We start from the raw sequence: 14644 nt of genomic DNA, 5'->3' as shown, positions 1-14644 counted from the left end.
TCCCGTTCAATTTAAATCATTATTTCGCTTATACAACAAAGCATACAATAAGGAGTCATGCGATGCGTGCACTAGTAATTTCAGCAGCTGTAGCAGGGGCCGTAGCACTTACAGGTTGTCAATCAACTGGTAATAACCTCGGTGGTGTGGAATATGATAAAGCTGCTTTAGGTACTTTAATTGGTGCTGCAGCAGGTTACGGTGTTTCTAAGAGTAATGCGAATACCAGCCGTCAAAACAACCGTGCAGCAGCGATTGGTGCTGTTGTTGGTGGTGCAGCAGGTGTTTATCTTGATAACAAAGAGAAAAAATTACGTCAAGCAACAGCCGGAACTGGCGTAGATGTTAACCGTAATGCAGATGGTTCGATTAACCTTGTAATGCCAGGTAGTATTACATTTGATACCAACAAATCGAACATCAAACCAAACTTCTATGGCACTTTGAATAAAGTGGCTCAAGTATTAACCGAAGATAACAACAGCGGTATTTTGGTCACTGGCTATACAGACAGTACCGGTAATGACTCAATCAACATCCCGTTGTCTCAAGCACGTGCTAACTCTGTAGCAACTTATTTATCAGGTCAAGGTGTTTCACGTACACGTATTAATGCTCAAGGTTTAGGTTCAGCCAACCCGATCGCAGACAATACAACTGCGGCGGGTAAAGAACAAAACCGTCGTGTAGAAATCGCGGTATATGCTGTTCAATAATCTTTAAACGCATATAAAAAAACCACCTTCGGGTGGTTTTTTTATATCTGAACATTGACCTGATTAATCGTATTTTAAATTAGGCAACTGAGGCAGAGATGACTATAATCGGAGCCGAATCTAGAAGAGGAAGCCATATGTCACTCGCCAGTCAGTTAAATGACAAGCAACTTGAAGCCATGAAATACACTCAAGGACCCTTGTTAGTACTTGCAGGAGCGGGTTCAGGCAAGACTTCAGTGATCACGCGAAAAATCGCATATCTTGTCAAGCATTGCGGGATTCCTGCGCATCGTATTACTGCAATGACCTTTACCAACAAAGCGGCACGTGAGATGAAAGAGCGTGTCAGCAAATTGTTAACCCGTGAAGAAAGTAAAGGCGTTTCAGTTTCGACTTTCCATACCTTTGGCCTGAATATGCTGCGTCTGGAGCTGAAACATACCCCCCTTAAAAATAATTTTTCGATTCTGGATGCTGACGACTGCAAACGTATTCTGATGGATTTGATGCATCGTGACAATTTATCCGGTGCAGAAAGCAAAGAACTGATTGCCAAAGCCATGAAAATGATCTCGGACTGGAAAAATGATCTGATTCCACCCGAGCAGGCGCATACCACTTGTGAAACTGCCGAAGATGTCCAGTTTGCGCATTTATATCAGCTTTATGAACGTAATCTGCGTGCCTATAATGCCGTAGATTTTGATGACCTGATCGTGATGCCGACACGTCTGCTACAGGAAAATGCCGAAGTACGGGATAAATGGCAAAACCGGGTGCGTTATTTGCTGGTCGATGAATATCAGGACACCAACACTGCACAGTATATTCTGGTGAAATTGCTGGTTGGCGTAATGGGGCAGTTCACCGCCGTAGGCGACGATGACCAGTCCATCTATGCTTGGCGTGGCGCCAAACCGGAAAATATGGCCTTGCTGCAACAAGATTTCCCGAATTTAAAAGTGATTAAACTGGAACAGAACTATCGTTCGACCAGTCGTATTCTTAAAGCAGCCAACACCGTGATTGGCAATAACCCGCATATTTTTGATAAAAAACTCTGGTCAGACAAAGGCCATGGTGAAGTGATCCGGGTGATTACTTGCCGTAATGATGATGATGAAGCAGAACGCGTGGTCAAAGACCTGATCACGCATAAATTGATGAATGGGAAAAGCTGGAAAGATTATGCGGTATTATATCGCGGCAATTTTCAGGCGCGTATTTTAGAAACCCATCTCCGTCAGATGCAGATTCCGTATAAATTGTCTGGCGGTCAATCTTTTTTCGCGCGTGCCGAAATCAAGGACATGATGAGTTATTTACGCCTGATCATTAACCCTGAAGATGACAGCGCTTTCCTACGGATTATCAATACGCCAAAACGTGCCATTGGGCCGGTGACACTGGAAAAACTGGGTCTCTTTGCTCAGGAAAATAACCTGTCACTGCTGGCTGCGGCAGCGGATCAGCGTTTGACCATGGCGATTCCGAAAAAGGCCACCACACAGTTAGCAGAGTTTGCCGACTTCATTGAGGGCTTTACTCGCAATTTACTTGATGATGATGAACCGGTACCGATCATCCGTCAGATGATGATTGAAGCCGGTTATATCGATTACATCAAGGAAACTGCAGCCACGCCGGCACAGGAAAAAACCAAGCTCGACAATATTGAAGTGCTTTACAGCAGCATCCAAAGCCTGATTAACCGCGCTGAAGATGTCGATGAAAAAAATATTGAAAGCGTGATTCGTAAAATGGTGCTGCTGGATATGCTGGAGCAGCAACAGGAAGAAGAAGATACTGACAAAGTCAACTTGTTAACCTTACATGCTTCTAAAGGGCTTGAGTTCCCTTATGTCTATCTGATTGGGCTGGAAGAAGAAATTCTGCCGCATAAGAACTCGATTGCTGCAGAGACAGTTGAAGAGGAACGTCGCCTGATGTATGTCGGGATTACTCGTGCACGTCAGGGTCTGACCATTACCTTGGCCGAACAGCGCAAGGCCGGCGGACAGATGAAGCAAATGACTCCAAGCCGTTTTCTGGATGAATTACCGGAAGATGAACTGGAATGGTTAGGTCGCAAGAAAAAGCTGGCGGGTAATATCGATCCGAAATTACAGGCGCAGCATTATCTGGATAATTTGCGCAATCTTATCAAACGATAAACTTCAACGCTTATACATATTTTAAATGCAACAACAGGAATGAACACATGAAAGTTCAGGTGAAAGTCCTTGACTCGCGTCTCGGTCAGGAATGGCCATTACCGACTTATGCCACCACAGGTTCAGCAGGATTGGACTTGCGTGCCTGCGTCCATGAAACGACAGTGATTGAACCGGGTCAAACCGTTTTAGTGAAAACAGGCTTGGCGATTTATATCGAAGATCCTGCTTTTGCAGGTCTGATCTTGCCACGTTCAGGTTTAGGTCATAAGCACGGGATTGTGCTGGGTAATCTGGTAGGTCTTATCGATTCAGATTATCAGGGTGAATTGATGGTATCGGTCTGGAACCGGAGTCAGACTGCTTTCAGTCTGGAGCCGGGTGAACGTTTGGCGCAATATGTGCTGGTGCCGGTAGTACAAGCTGAATTTGATCTGGTCAGTGAATTTGAAGCCACTGAGCGTGGTGCTGGTGGCTTTGGCCATACCGGTAAAAACTAAAGAGAAGATGACCTGCAAACAATGAATGGATGTAGGTCATTTCTTAAATACAACAAAGTAAATCCTAAACATAATGTGACGCTTAAAATGGAGTTAAAAATAAAAATTTATTTTCTATATAAATAGAGTTATTCAAAATTGAAATTTATATCTTTATTTTAATTTTAGCCGGGGAAATTAAAAATAAATATAATTAAATAAGGACTATTTCATCACAGAAATTTTCTGATTATTCAGTTAACGGTAATATTTTTATAATTGATTGTTACATTGAAATGGTTTAAAAGTAGTGGGTCTTAAAACAAAAACAAATGTTTAAAGTCATGATGATGAAATAAGTCATTTTATATCTCCTTATATTTAGTGAAAAGAACAGTTTTATGGGATCTATGAATCATCTATTCCCTATGCACATTTTTCGAGCCTATGACATACGCGGTAAAGTCAGTGTACTGGGTGCTGGGATTATCGATGCAATTGCTCACGGTTTAGCACAGCAATATCAGGCTGCGCGACAGACACGTGTCGCAATTGGCTATGATGCACGGCTTAGCAGTCCGGCTTTTGCAGAAACCATTCGCCGTATTTTTCAAGCTTATTCGATTGAAGCCACCATTGTCGGTTGTTGTTCCAGTCCGATGCTGTATTTCACCGCACGGCAATTTGATGGCAATGGCATCATGGTCACGGCCAGTCACAATCCCAAAGAAGATAATGGTATTAAATGGATTGTCTCTGGTGAGCCGCCTTGCCCAGAGATGATCCAGCAGGTGGCTCATCTGGCCAAACCACATTATAGCAATCAGCAGCTTTGCCTAGACGAACAGACTCATCAAGTTATTCCAGAATTTTGTCTAAAATATCAGCATGGTATATTAAAAGATATCCAGTTGAAGCGCTCATTTAAAGTGGTTCTGGATGGTCTGAATGGTTCAGCCGGGCGCTGTGCCAATCTGGTGCTTCAAAAAATGGGTTGTGCGGTGATGGCTTTGCGTTGTGATGCCAATGGGCATTTTCCAGACCATGCACCAGATCCTTCGCAAGACAAACATCTGGAGACTTTACGCCAAAGCATCATGCAACAGCAGGCTGATCTGGGCATTGCCCTGGATGGCGATGGCGATCGCGTGGTCTTGATTGATGCACAGGGCCAGATTATCACGGCGGATCAGTTACTGTGCCTGTTTGCCGAAATTTGCCTCACTGACTCAGCACCACGCAAGTTTGTTTATGATGTCAAATGTTCAACCCTGGTGCGAGACACCGTGCAACGTTTGGGCGGTGAGCCGGTGATGATTCGTACCGGAAGCTCATTTCTGAGAACTTATCTGGCACAATCTCAGCAGCAGGCGATTTTTGGTGGAGAATATGCCGGGCATTATGTCTTTAATGATGGCCGTGGCTGGGGCTATGATGATGGACTCTATGCAGCGCTCAGAGTCATGGAATATCTGGATCAAACTGGTCAAAGTCTTGCACAAGCTTTAGCGGCTTATCCGAAACGGCATGGGACCGAAGATCTTTATATTGCAACGCATCATGTGCATCCGGTTGAACTTTTAGACTTTGTTGAACAGCAATCTGAAAGAATTCGTGCGCAAATCAGTAAAATTGATGGGATACGTCTTGATTTTGAGGATGGTTTTGGCATCATTCGAGCATCCAATACAGGTGAGTATTTCACAGTGCGCTTTGATGCCAATGATGCTCAGGGCCTGAATGAAATTCGTCAGCTGTTTGTAGCCATGTTGCGTGACCGTTATCCACAGATCGCTCAAGATATTTTAGATGCTCAATAAGGAGAGGCGAATGCCAAATCAACAAACAGGCATCGACAAAGCACAGATTTTGACAGAAGCTTTGCCGTATATTCAACGCTTTGCGGGTAAAACCCTGGTAGTAAAATACGGCGGTAATGCGATGACCGATCCTGAGCTGGAAAGTTCATTTGCACGTGATATCGTATTATTAAAAACGGTTGGTATTAATCCGATTGTGGTGCATGGTGGAGGGCCACAAGTCGATTCCATGCTGAAACAGTTGGGCCGTGAATCAGACCGTATCGACGGGATGCGCGTGACTGATCCTGCCACGATGGAAGTCGTGGAAATGGTACTTGGCGGTAGTGTCAATAAATCGATTGTGAACCTGATCAACCAGCATGGTGGTCGTGCCATTGGCTTGACCGGTAAAGACGGCAACCTGATTCGTGCACAAAAACTGCTGATGGAAAAAGTGGCTGAAGATGGTTCGGTTCAGCAAATTGATTTGGGTCTGGTCGGTGAAGTCGTTGGCGTAAAAACCGATGTGCTGGAAATGTTCACCAACAGCGATTTCATTCCCGTGATTGCACCGCTGGGCGTGGATGAAGAAGGCAATACCTATAACATCAATGCAGACTTGGTGGCAGGTAAAGTCGCAGAAGCCCTAGGTGCAGAGAAGCTGATTCTGCTGACCAATATTACAGGTGTTCTGGATGAAAATAAAAACCTGCTGACGGGTTTAAGCACTCAGGAAGTTGACCGTCTGATTGAAACAGGCGTGATCTATGGTGGCATGATTCCTAAAGTCGGCTGTGCACTGGATGCGGTCAAAGGTGGCGTAGTGAGCGCGCATATTGTAGATGGTCGTGTGCCACATGCCAGCTTATTGGAAATTTTTACCGATCATGGCGTTGGTACACTGATTACCAACCGTGCCCATCCACCTCGTCCATAAGTTGTTTTTTGCGGAAAAGAGCCTCAATTGAGGCTCTTTTTTATCTCTATTTATAACTGATAGCTATTTGAAATGACTCGGGTAGTCATGCACAATAAGCATCTAAGAAAATAGAAAGCTGAAACCAGACCATGTGCCAACTGCTTGGAATGAATTGTGCCACCCCGACGGATATTACCTTTTCATTTCGTGGGTTTTCCCAGCGGGCCGGAATTACCTCGGATCATGCCGACGGTTTTGGGATTGCTTTTTTTGAGGATAAAGCCTGTCGCCTATTTGTCGATAACCAGTCTGCGGTTGAATCTCCGATTGCCGAGCTGGTGCGTAACTATCCGATCAAATCCCGTAATGTGATTGCGCATATCCGTAAAGCCACCCAAGGCAAAATCAATCTGGAAAATTCGCATCCATTTAGCCGCGAACTGTGGGGCCGGCAGTGGATTTTTGCCCATAATGGCGATTTGCATGAGTATTTTCCAGTGCTGAGTGGCCGTTTTACCCCAGTCGGCAATACTGATAGTGAGCGCGCTTTTTGCTATTTGCTCGATCAGCTGGTCAAACGCTTTGGTTATGATGAACCGAGTCTGGATCAGGTCTTTGAACTGCTTGCTGAGGTTTCACCTGCGATTGCAGAGCACGGCACTTTTAATTTCTGCCTTTCCAATGGGCAGGCGCTGTTTAGCTATGCCATTACCAAATTGCACTGGCTGGTGCGTGAATACCCATTTAGACCGGCACAGCTGATTGATATTGATGTCGAGGTGGACTTTAGTCAGGTCACTACGCCGAAGGACAGGGTTGCGGTTATTACCACCGAGCCATTGACACAAAATGAGGAATGGACCGCTTTTCAGCCGGGTGAAATGATTCTGTTTAAAGAGGGTGCCAAGTTCCGTTCGCAACTGACTCGGGTAGATCGGTTGGAACGGGAACGTCTAGATCCGTCCTTAAAACGTGTGACCAAAGCAGATTTATATTAAAAATAGATTTTTTTATTTTAAAGATGGGATTTAATTCCTATTTTTTAATATCTTTTTTATTTAAATTAAAGAGAAACCATATTATTAGAAATAGTAGATTGATTAAAAAATATCTGATTCTTATACTCGGGTTTAAAATATATTCCTAATGAAAACAGTTAATTGCAAGGTTTCTCTTAAATTAAGCCGAAAGCCGACTAATTTACTTCATTTTTATTCAAATCAATACGTTATATGATGATTTTTATGTGATAAGTCCTTAATATTTATAGGTGGTCGTAATGAAAATGAAATGGGTTCCAGACTATAATACTGGTATCGATGTGATTGACGATCAGCACAAACGAATTCTCGATTATATCAATGAAATTGATGAGATCAATGTAAATACCGACCGTGCCCGTATTAAACAGATCCTCGAAAATATTATCGATTATACCCAGTCGCATTTTACTTTTGAAGAATCTCTTCAGGAAGAAGCGGGTTATAAATACCGAGTTCCACATAAACGTGTACATGACCTGTTTATCAAGAAAATCGAGTCTTATCGTGATCGTTTTGAACTGGGGCAGTCGATTGAATCAGAACTGCATGAAGTATTATCTAAATGGTTAATCAACCATATTCAGCACGATGACGCTGATTATGTCGGCGCAGTGAAAGAAAATATGATGGGCATTATCAAAGAAAAAGAACAGAAAAAAGGTAAAAACTGGTTCGCTCGTTTCTTCTCATAATAAAAGACGTAACGAGATAACAAGAATTACAATTTAATAATAAATTTTGCGCAGCAAATCACTGTCATGGTGGTTTGCTTTTTGTTTTTGATTTTCACCGCTTCACAAGGCAAAATAGCGCTAGATTTTTATAGGAATGCATCATGCAGGACAATGCTATGTCAAAATGGTTATCACCGCTGATGGCTTTCTGTTTATCGTTTATTATCATCGCGACGCTCGCACCGATAACGGGTATACAGATTGATCGTCAGCTGGATTTCTGGATGCTCTGGTTAGCCACTATGCTGATTCTGGCGCTTCCCATCTGCTACTTGGAAATTGCTTTGGCCAAGCGCTCTAAAACAACGGCATTACAGGCACTGTCAACGCTGACCCGTGAAGCAGATGCCTCACAAAAATGGCGTATAGTCGGCTGGCTCAGTGTGATCTTTATTCCTTTTCTGGCCGGTGCCATGCTGAACAATGCCAGCAATGTTCTGGCGCTTGCTGCTCTTGATCTTGCACCGAATCTTTTGTTTATAGGTCTGGTAATTGCCGCTCTGGTCTTGTCACTGCTGCCGCGTCAAATTTTGTTAGTCATTACGGCGATTGGCGTACTGGCATCTCTGATCTTGGCAAATGTGATGGGAACTGCGCTACCTGCATGGCAAGTCACGCCAGTTGAATTCTCGGAATGGGGCAATGCCACCGTATTGGCACTGGTTGCAAGTGGCCTAGGCATGGGCTTGTACTGGCAGTCTAGCCTGAGTGCTGTACAACAGCAGGATGTCGCCAGCAAGACGGTCTTGCCGATCTGGATCGCACAATTGCTTGCTGTGATTGTATTTGCCTTCTTTGCTGTACAAGCACAAATCCCTGCATTTACGTTGGTGGCCGCGATTGTAGCGACTGCTGCATTCATCCTGCAGATGGCACGAGAGCAGTTACAGCAACGTCAGCTTCACCCTGCGATTCAATGGGCGATTATGGCTGTCGTCACCCTGATCTGGGCCATTCCAAATGTGACACCAATGTTCAACGTAGTCTTACTGCTTTGGGGCTTATTGATTTGTTTGATTTACGCGCTCTTTGCGGGCTGGATCATGAAGATCAGCCATTTACGTAAATCAATGAATTTTAGCTCTGAAGGGTTCTATAACCTGTGGCGTATTGCTGTCCGTGTGGTATTGCCTGTTTCGATTATCGTGGCGATGGTCGCTGTTCTAGGACAACTGTTCTGATGAATAATGCACTGATCTGGGTGGCCTATGCGACTCCGGAGCAACAGTTTCATCTGGCTGTACCATTTCAGCCCGGCATGACAGCATTGGATGCCATCCAGCAAAGTGGCATAGTAGAGCAGGTTACCCTACCTGAACCTTTGTCTTTGGGTATCTTCGGTGTATGCTTGCAAGATCATCAGCAGCCACTGGCAGCAGGTGATCGAGTCGAAATTTACCGAGCACTGACTATCAATCCTAAAGATATCCGACGTAAACGTGCCGAGAAAAATCCGGTGGGTCGTTATGCCAGAGGCAATCTTTTAAGAAAGCTGAAACCATCTTCCGAATAGAAAGCGGCTTGAATGAGCATTAGTTCCAATGATCTGCTCAATCAATCGACTTAATCAAAAAAGCCCCTGATGATTCAGGGGCTTTTTCATGAGAAAGCGACTATAGTGGAGGCGCATTTAAAATTGCTTCTTTTGAACCTGGTAAGCCGGGTTGAGATTCTGGAATGGTTTCCAGACCTTCAACACGTTCCACGATACCAGACTGGTTAAAGTAAATTTTCAAATGCTGGCCTTGGGCTGCCGGGATCTTGGCTTTTTTAGCGTAGGTTCCTGGGGTATAGTTATAGATGTAGTCCCAGCGTAAAGGATTCAGCGGATCGCTTACCGTTGGACTGCCCAGTAAGAAACGCACCTGTTGATGACTCATTCCCACTTGAATTTTAGCGGCTTGAGCTTGGGTTAAAGGGGTTCCTTGTGGAATATCTACTTTATAAACACCTAATGTCGAACAGCCGACGAGCAAGGAAGTGACGAATAACGTCAACATGATTTTTTGCATTTTGCTAAACTATCCCAAATTAATTATGATGCATTTGATCCAAGGATAGATCATACTGCATCTAAAGTTTGTTGCATATTCCAACTTTGATTTTGTTGAGAGACCTTTTTACATGACTATTTCAAACCAAGATTTACGAAAAGCTGGACTGAAAGTTACCCTTCCACGAATTAAAATATTAGAATTACTAGAAAATTCAAGACAACATCATTTAAGTGCGGAAGATATTTACAAGACTTTACTCGATCAGGGTGAAGATGTAGGTTTAGCAACTGTGTATCGTGTGTTAACACAGTTTGAAGCCGCGGGTATTATTGAGCGTCATAATTTTGAAAACAATCATTCCGTTTTCGAGATCATGCAGGAAGATCACCACGATCACCTGGTTTGTTTGAATTGCAGCAAAGTCGTTGAATTCATCAATGATACGATTGAAAAAGAGCAGCATGATGTTGCTGAAAAATTTGGTTTTGAATTAACCGGTCACTCTCTGAATCTGTATGGTTACTGCGATGCGCCGGCCTGTCAGGAAGTGTTTCGTAAAAAATAATTTGCGCTCCGGTTGAAACAAAAAAAACAGGCTTCGATTGAAGCCTGTTTTTTTTATGTGTTCAATCTGATCAGGACTGGCCATCAAAGGTGATATTGGAATGTGCACGTAATAAATGACTGCCGCCTTCTTCTGCCAGTTTGATTTGCAGACGTAAGTCATTGGGTGAATCCGCATGTTTCAGCGCATCTTTATAGCTGATCTGCTTGGCCTTATACAGGTCATACAGTGCCTGGTCGAAGGTTTGCATGCCCAGTTCACGGGAACGCTTCATCAGGTCCTTGATCTCATGCACATCACCTTTACGGATCAGGTCAGCAATCAGGGGGGAGTTAATCAGAATCTCAATCGCGGCACGACGACCATTGCCATCGATGGTTGGGATCAGTTGCTGTGCCACAATGGCTTTCATGTTCAGTGACAAGTCCATGAACAGCTGGTTATGCCGGTCTGCTTCAAAGAAATGAATGATCCGGTCAATGGCCTGGTTGGCGTTGTTGGCATGCAGGGTCGCAAAGACCAGATGACCAGTTTCGGCAAAGGCAATCGCATAATCCATGGTTTCACGCGAACGAATCTCACCAATCAGAATCACGTCCGGCGCCTGACGTAAGGTATTTTTCAGGGCAATTTCAAAGGAATCGGTATCAATCCCGACTTCACGCTGGGTGATGATACAGCCTTTATGCTGGTGAATGAATTCAATCGGATCTTCAATGGTAATGATATGACCTTTGGAATTTTCATTGCGATAACCGACCAGCGAGGCCAGCGAAGTTGATTTACCGGTACCGGTTGCCCCGACAAAAATAATGATGCCGCGTTTGGTCATCGCCAGTTCTTTTAGAATCGGCGGTAATTTGAGTTCATCCATGGTCGGAATCACGGTTTCAATCCGACGCAAAACCATACCCGGCTGATCACGCTGCTGAAAGGCACTGACACGGAAGCGGGCACTTTTATCCGGTGTACTGATGGCAAAGTTACATTCACGCGTGTCTGCAAATTCTTTACGCTGCTTGTCGCTCATGATGGAGTGAAGCAGTTGCCCCACTGCCGCGCCGGGTAATTTTATCGAACCAATCGGTAAAATCTGCCCATTAATTTTGATTGAAGGTTCGACATCGGCTGTAATGAACAGATCCGATGCTTTTTTCTCCACCATATAATCGAGTAAGCCGTTAAAATCCATGTATAAAAACCCCAATACAATTAATTTTTCTTATAAGAATGCTTCTGGCTGTTTGGCTGCAGTACGTGCCACTTGCGGGCTGATGAGACCTTTAGATACCAGGGTTTTCAGGGTCTGATCCAGTGTGGTCATGCCATAGTTGGCACCGGTCTGAATCGCAGAATACATTTGTGCGACTTTATTTTCACGAATCAGGTTACGGATTGCAGGAATACCAATCATGATCTCATGTGCCGCAACACGTCCGCCGCCATTTTTCTTCAGCAAGGCCTGTGAAACCACAGCCTGCAATGATTCCGATAACATGGCACGAACCATATCTTTTTCTTCGGCAGGGAATACGTCAATCACACGGTCAATGGTTTTGGCCGCAGAGGTGGTATGCAGGGTGCCAAACACCAGGTGACCAGTTTCTGCCGCAGTTAAGGCCAGACGGATGGTTTCAAGGTCACGCATCTCACCGACCAGAATAATGTCCGGGTCTTCACGCAGTGCCGAACGCAGTGCTTCATTAAAACCATGGGTATCACGATGCACTTCACGTTGGTTAATTAGACATTTCTTAGACTGATGCACAAATTCGATCGGATCTTCGACGGTCAGAATATGGTCATAGCGGTTGTCATTAATATAATCCAGCATCGCCGCCAATGTGGTTGATTTACCCGAACCGGTTGGACCTGTGACCAGTACCAGACCACGTGGATATTCACAGATATCCTTAAAAATCTGTCCCATGCCCAGATCTTCAAGGGTCAGGACTTTAGAGGGAATGGTACGGAATACCGCACCGGCACCGCGGTTCTGGTTAAATGCGTTGACACGGAAACGGGCCACGCCAGGCACTTCAAAAGAGAAGTCAGTTTCCAGATTTTCTTCAAAATCACGGCGCTGTTTATCGTTCATGATGTCATAAACGAGTTTATGCACTTCTTTGTGTTCTAATGCTGGCAGGTTGATGCGACGAACTTCCCCATCGACACGAATCATTGGCGGTAAGCCCGCAGACAAGTGTAAATCCGACGCACCATTTTTAGCAGAAAATGCCAACAATTCTGTGATATCCATAAGGTCCCCGAGTTCATTAAAATGTTAATTATTTTGATAGAATAATAAGGCTTTCCCACAGCTTAACCAACACTTAGTTCATGGGCAAGGGAAAAAAAGATGAATGAAATGAGAACCCCATCAATGAATATGTTGCAACAGTCACGAAATCAGGTCTTAGTGCAAATTGAAACTGCCTGTGTTCAGGCCGGCCGCGAAGCAGATGCGGTGCAACTGCTTGCCGTTTCCAAGACCCAGCCAAGTAGCGTCCTGGCAGATATGTATCAGGCAGGGCAACGTGCTTTTGGTGAAAATTATTTGCAGGAAGCACTGGAAAAAATCACGGCACTGAAAGAGCTGGACATTGAATGGCATTTTATTGGTCATGTGCAGCGCAACAAAACCAAGGCTCTGGCAGAAAATTTTGCCTGGGTGCATGGGGTAGATCGTCTGATTATTGCCGAGCGTTTATCGAATCAGCGTGGAGATAATCAGCCTGCGCTGAATATCTGTATTCAGGTCAATATTGATGCTCAGGATACCAAAGATGGCTGTCAGCCGGCAGAAGTTTCAGATTTGGTGGCACAAATCAGCCAACTGCCGAATTTGCATTTACGTGGTTTGATGGTGATTCCAGCACCGAATAATTCTCAAGCCTTTGCTGATGCCAAAGTTTTATTTGATGCAGTCAAAGTTCAGCATGCACATCTTGAAGATTGGGATACTTTAAGTATGGGCATGTCTGGGGATATGACCGAAGCGATTGCTGCGGGTTCTACCATGGTTCGTGTTGGCACAGCCCTATTTGGTGCACGGCCTAAAAAAGATATATAAACTACTAATGTCAGTTTTTTGCAGCAAAGCGTTATCGCAGGGTATTGGATAACGCTTTTTTTCTGGCTGGTTCGAGCCATTTGGCCATGAGCCAGGCAAAGACAATTAAGCCGCCCATACTGCCGAGCAAGGCTAAAACCGCTCCCCCAAGACCATAAGCCAAGGTTGCCGGAATACAGCCCAAAATAAATAAAAGTAATGGGAAATGGGTGACATACAAGGTATAGGAAAAGTCTGCGGATTGTACCCAGACCGGATAATAGTAGCTGCGTTGATGCTGGAGTTGTACCAGCCAGCAGCTAAATGCTAGGCCGATACAGAAATTAAAGAGAGTAAAATTTGCAGCGCGATATTGTCGGGCTTGATCGACGATATGAAACTGGTAAGCATCAATGCAGGCGATTAGAAATGCCAAGCCAAATAACCCCAGTTTAAGCACTTGTAACCGGTTTAGAAAATGTCGCTGGATATGACGAAATGAACAGGCAAAGGCCATCAGCCAGACCAGAAAATAAATAAAAAACTGAATATTCAGGATGGATAAAACGATTAAAACACTAAAAAAGCCGATTTTGGCTATTTCTGAATCTTTGAAAAAAGGCAGAAATCCGGCCAAGACATAGAACCAGACTTCATAACTCAGGCTCCAGAGCGGGGCATTGGCTGAAACTGTAGGCGTGATGAAGCCATTCAAAAACAGCAGAGCGCCAATAAAATCACCTGAATCGAGACCATAGTCAGTCCGGATCATCATGCCAAAACTGTTTTGAAAGGCATGGCTTTGAGTGGCAAAGAGTAGTGGTACCAACAGATACAACAACAGGCTCAGAGCCATGGCAAACAGAAAGGGTGGCAAAATCCTGCGATAACGCTGTTGGGTATAACGGCGCAGATTGAGCTGACCATGCTGATGAATATTGTGCTGGATCGAATAGCCAATCAGATAACCACTCAGAACAAAGAAAATCATGACCGCGGCCTGACCAAGCAGGCGCACCCATGAATACAGGCTGAGGTCAAAAGGGGCGATAAAGGCCTGAAAGCAATGCGTGAACAGTACAACAATGGCACTGATGCCCCGTAGGCTCTCGAGCTGTAAGCTGAAATAGGGCGAGAGCTTGTCTGGGGCAGGGTGCATC

General features: G+C 44.5%; 15 protein-coding genes. 11 read left to right on the top strand and 4 right to left on the bottom strand.

Annotated elements, in window-relative coordinates:
- Window positions 1–62: 62 nt before the first annotated feature.
- The 9 genes from CWI32_RS01585 (at window position 63) to CWI32_RS01545 (ending at window position 9383) form a co-directional block, all read left to right on the top strand.
- The gene (locus CWI32_RS01585) at window positions 63–716 is read left to right on the top strand and encodes a YiaD family glycine zipper/OmpA-like lipoprotein (protein ID WP_005096041.1); all 654 of its coding nucleotides are present in this window, start codon (window positions 63–65) and stop codon (window positions 714–716) included.
- 137 nt (window positions 717–853) lie between these two features.
- A complete protein-coding gene (locus CWI32_RS01580; protein ID WP_005096042.1) occupies window positions 854–2893 on the top strand; it encodes a UvrD-helicase domain-containing protein in 2040 nt (679 codons plus the stop codon).
- Between the two features lie 47 nt (window positions 2894–2940).
- Window positions 2941–3393 (top strand): dUTP diphosphatase, encoded by a 453-nt coding sequence (gene dut / locus CWI32_RS01575; RefSeq protein WP_005172331.1) that lies wholly within the window; start codon window positions 2941–2943, stop codon window positions 3391–3393.
- Window positions 3394–3773: 380 nt separating this feature from the next.
- A complete protein-coding gene (locus tag CWI32_RS01570) occupies window positions 3774–5192 on the top strand; it encodes a phosphomannomutase/phosphoglucomutase (protein WP_074384136.1) in 1419 nt (472 codons plus the stop codon).
- A 10-nt stretch (window positions 5193–5202) separates the two neighbouring features.
- Window positions 5203–6111 (top strand): acetylglutamate kinase, encoded by a 909-nt coding sequence (argB, locus tag CWI32_RS01565; protein ID WP_005096046.1) that lies wholly within the window; start codon window positions 5203–5205, stop codon window positions 6109–6111.
- 131 nt (window positions 6112–6242) lie between these two features.
- Window positions 6243–7091: a class II glutamine amidotransferase gene (locus CWI32_RS01560; protein WP_005096047.1), complete on the top strand. Its 849-nt coding sequence runs from the start codon at window positions 6243–6245 to the stop codon at window positions 7089–7091.
- Between the two features lie 281 nt (window positions 7092–7372).
- A complete protein-coding gene (locus tag CWI32_RS01555; protein ID WP_005096048.1) occupies window positions 7373–7828 on the top strand; it encodes a bacteriohemerythrin in 456 nt (151 codons plus the stop codon).
- Between the two features lie 143 nt (window positions 7829–7971).
- Complete coding sequence (locus CWI32_RS01550; protein ID WP_005096049.1) at window positions 7972–9051, top strand: hypothetical protein; 1080 nt, start codon at window positions 7972–7974, stop codon at window positions 9049–9051.
- Window positions 9051–9383, top strand: a complete 333-nt coding sequence (locus CWI32_RS01545; protein WP_100328916.1) for an RnfH family protein — start codon at window positions 9051–9053, stop codon at window positions 9381–9383. Before CWI32_RS01550 ends, CWI32_RS01545 begins: the two co-directional genes overlap by 1 nt.
- Before the next feature lie 100 nt (window positions 9384–9483).
- Here the strand turns inward: CWI32_RS01545 and CWI32_RS01540 are convergent, their stop codons facing one another.
- Window positions 9484–9882 carry an outer membrane protein assembly factor BamE gene (locus CWI32_RS01540; RefSeq protein WP_004279275.1) on the bottom strand — a complete coding sequence of 133 codons (399 nt, stop codon included), beginning with the start codon at window positions 9880–9882 and terminating at the stop codon, window positions 9484–9486.
- A 112-nt stretch (window positions 9883–9994) separates the two neighbouring features.
- On the opposite strand from CWI32_RS01540, the gene fur reads away from it, so the two are divergent.
- Complete coding sequence (gene fur / locus CWI32_RS01535; RefSeq protein WP_005096051.1) at window positions 9995–10432, top strand: ferric iron uptake transcriptional regulator; 438 nt, start codon at window positions 9995–9997, stop codon at window positions 10430–10432.
- Between the two features lie 70 nt (window positions 10433–10502).
- On the opposite strand, the gene CWI32_RS01530 is transcribed toward fur, so the two are convergent.
- Together CWI32_RS01530 and CWI32_RS01525 are read right to left on the bottom strand one after the other, a co-directional pair.
- Complete coding sequence (locus tag CWI32_RS01530; RefSeq protein ID WP_005096052.1) at window positions 10503–11624, bottom strand: PilT/PilU family type 4a pilus ATPase; 1122 nt, start codon at window positions 11622–11624, stop codon at window positions 10503–10505.
- A 30-nt stretch (window positions 11625–11654) separates the two neighbouring features.
- The gene (locus tag CWI32_RS01525; protein WP_004279279.1) at window positions 11655–12692 is read right to left on the bottom strand and encodes a type IV pilus twitching motility protein PilT; all 1038 of its coding nucleotides are present in this window, start codon (window positions 12690–12692) and stop codon (window positions 11655–11657) included.
- A gap of 123 nt (window positions 12693–12815) precedes the next feature.
- Here CWI32_RS01525 and CWI32_RS01520 point away from each other — a divergent pair, with 123 nt between their 5' ends.
- Window positions 12816–13505: a YggS family pyridoxal phosphate-dependent enzyme gene (locus CWI32_RS01520; RefSeq protein ID WP_100534479.1), complete on the top strand. Its 690-nt coding sequence runs from the start codon at window positions 12816–12818 to the stop codon at window positions 13503–13505.
- A gap of 31 nt (window positions 13506–13536) precedes the next feature.
- Here CWI32_RS01520 and CWI32_RS01515 read toward each other — a convergent pair whose 3' ends face one another.
- Window positions 13537–14643 carry an acyltransferase family protein gene (locus CWI32_RS01515; RefSeq protein WP_100534747.1) on the bottom strand — a complete coding sequence of 369 codons (1107 nt, stop codon included), beginning with the start codon at window positions 14641–14643 and terminating at the stop codon, window positions 13537–13539.
- Window position 14644: the final 1 nt, after the last annotated feature.

This window comes from Acinetobacter pseudolwoffii, from assembly GCF_002803605.1.
GTDB lineage: Bacteria > Pseudomonadota > Gammaproteobacteria > Pseudomonadales > Moraxellaceae > Acinetobacter > Acinetobacter pseudolwoffii.
The sequence above is the reverse complement of the archived record's forward strand: the minus strand, read 5'-3'. Positions and strand labels throughout refer to the sequence as shown.

What these genes read in the sequence shown, in the direction of transcription:
- CWI32_RS01515 (WP_100534747.1), bottom strand. Translation starts at nt 14,643, where the DNA reads ATGCACCCTGCCCCAGACAAGCTCTCGCCCTATTTCAGCTTACAGCTC.
- CWI32_RS01525 (WP_004279279.1), bottom strand. Translation starts at nt 12,692, where the DNA reads ATGGATATCACAGAATTGTTGGCATTTTCTGCTAAAAATGGTGCGTCG.
- CWI32_RS01530 (WP_005096052.1), bottom strand. Translation starts at nt 11,624, where the DNA reads ATGGATTTTAACGGCTTACTCGATTATATGGTGGAGAAAAAAGCATCG.
- CWI32_RS01545 (WP_100328916.1), top strand. Translation starts at nt 9,051, where the DNA reads ATGAATAATGCACTGATCTGGGTGGCCTATGCGACTCCGGAGCAACAG.
- CWI32_RS01520 (WP_100534479.1), top strand. Translation starts at nt 12,816, where the DNA reads ATGAATATGTTGCAACAGTCACGAAATCAGGTCTTAGTGCAAATTGAA.
- CWI32_RS01570 (WP_074384136.1), top strand. Translation starts at nt 3,774, where the DNA reads ATGGGATCTATGAATCATCTATTCCCTATGCACATTTTTCGAGCCTAT.
- CWI32_RS01540 (WP_004279275.1), bottom strand. Translation starts at nt 9,882, where the DNA reads ATGCAAAAAATCATGTTGACGTTATTCGTCACTTCCTTGCTCGTCGGC.
- CWI32_RS01560 (WP_005096047.1), top strand. Translation starts at nt 6,243, where the DNA reads ATGTGCCAACTGCTTGGAATGAATTGTGCCACCCCGACGGATATTACC.
- argB (WP_005096046.1), top strand. Translation starts at nt 5,203, where the DNA reads ATGCCAAATCAACAAACAGGCATCGACAAAGCACAGATTTTGACAGAA.
- CWI32_RS01585 (WP_005096041.1), top strand. Translation starts at nt 63, where the DNA reads ATGCGTGCACTAGTAATTTCAGCAGCTGTAGCAGGGGCCGTAGCACTT.
- fur (WP_005096051.1), top strand. Translation starts at nt 9,995, where the DNA reads ATGACTATTTCAAACCAAGATTTACGAAAAGCTGGACTGAAAGTTACC.
- dut (WP_005172331.1), top strand. Translation starts at nt 2,941, where the DNA reads ATGAAAGTTCAGGTGAAAGTCCTTGACTCGCGTCTCGGTCAGGAATGG.
- CWI32_RS01580 (WP_005096042.1), top strand. Translation starts at nt 854, where the DNA reads ATGTCACTCGCCAGTCAGTTAAATGACAAGCAACTTGAAGCCATGAAA.
- CWI32_RS01555 (WP_005096048.1), top strand. Translation starts at nt 7,373, where the DNA reads ATGAAAATGAAATGGGTTCCAGACTATAATACTGGTATCGATGTGATT.
- CWI32_RS01550 (WP_005096049.1), top strand. Translation starts at nt 7,972, where the DNA reads ATGCAGGACAATGCTATGTCAAAATGGTTATCACCGCTGATGGCTTTC.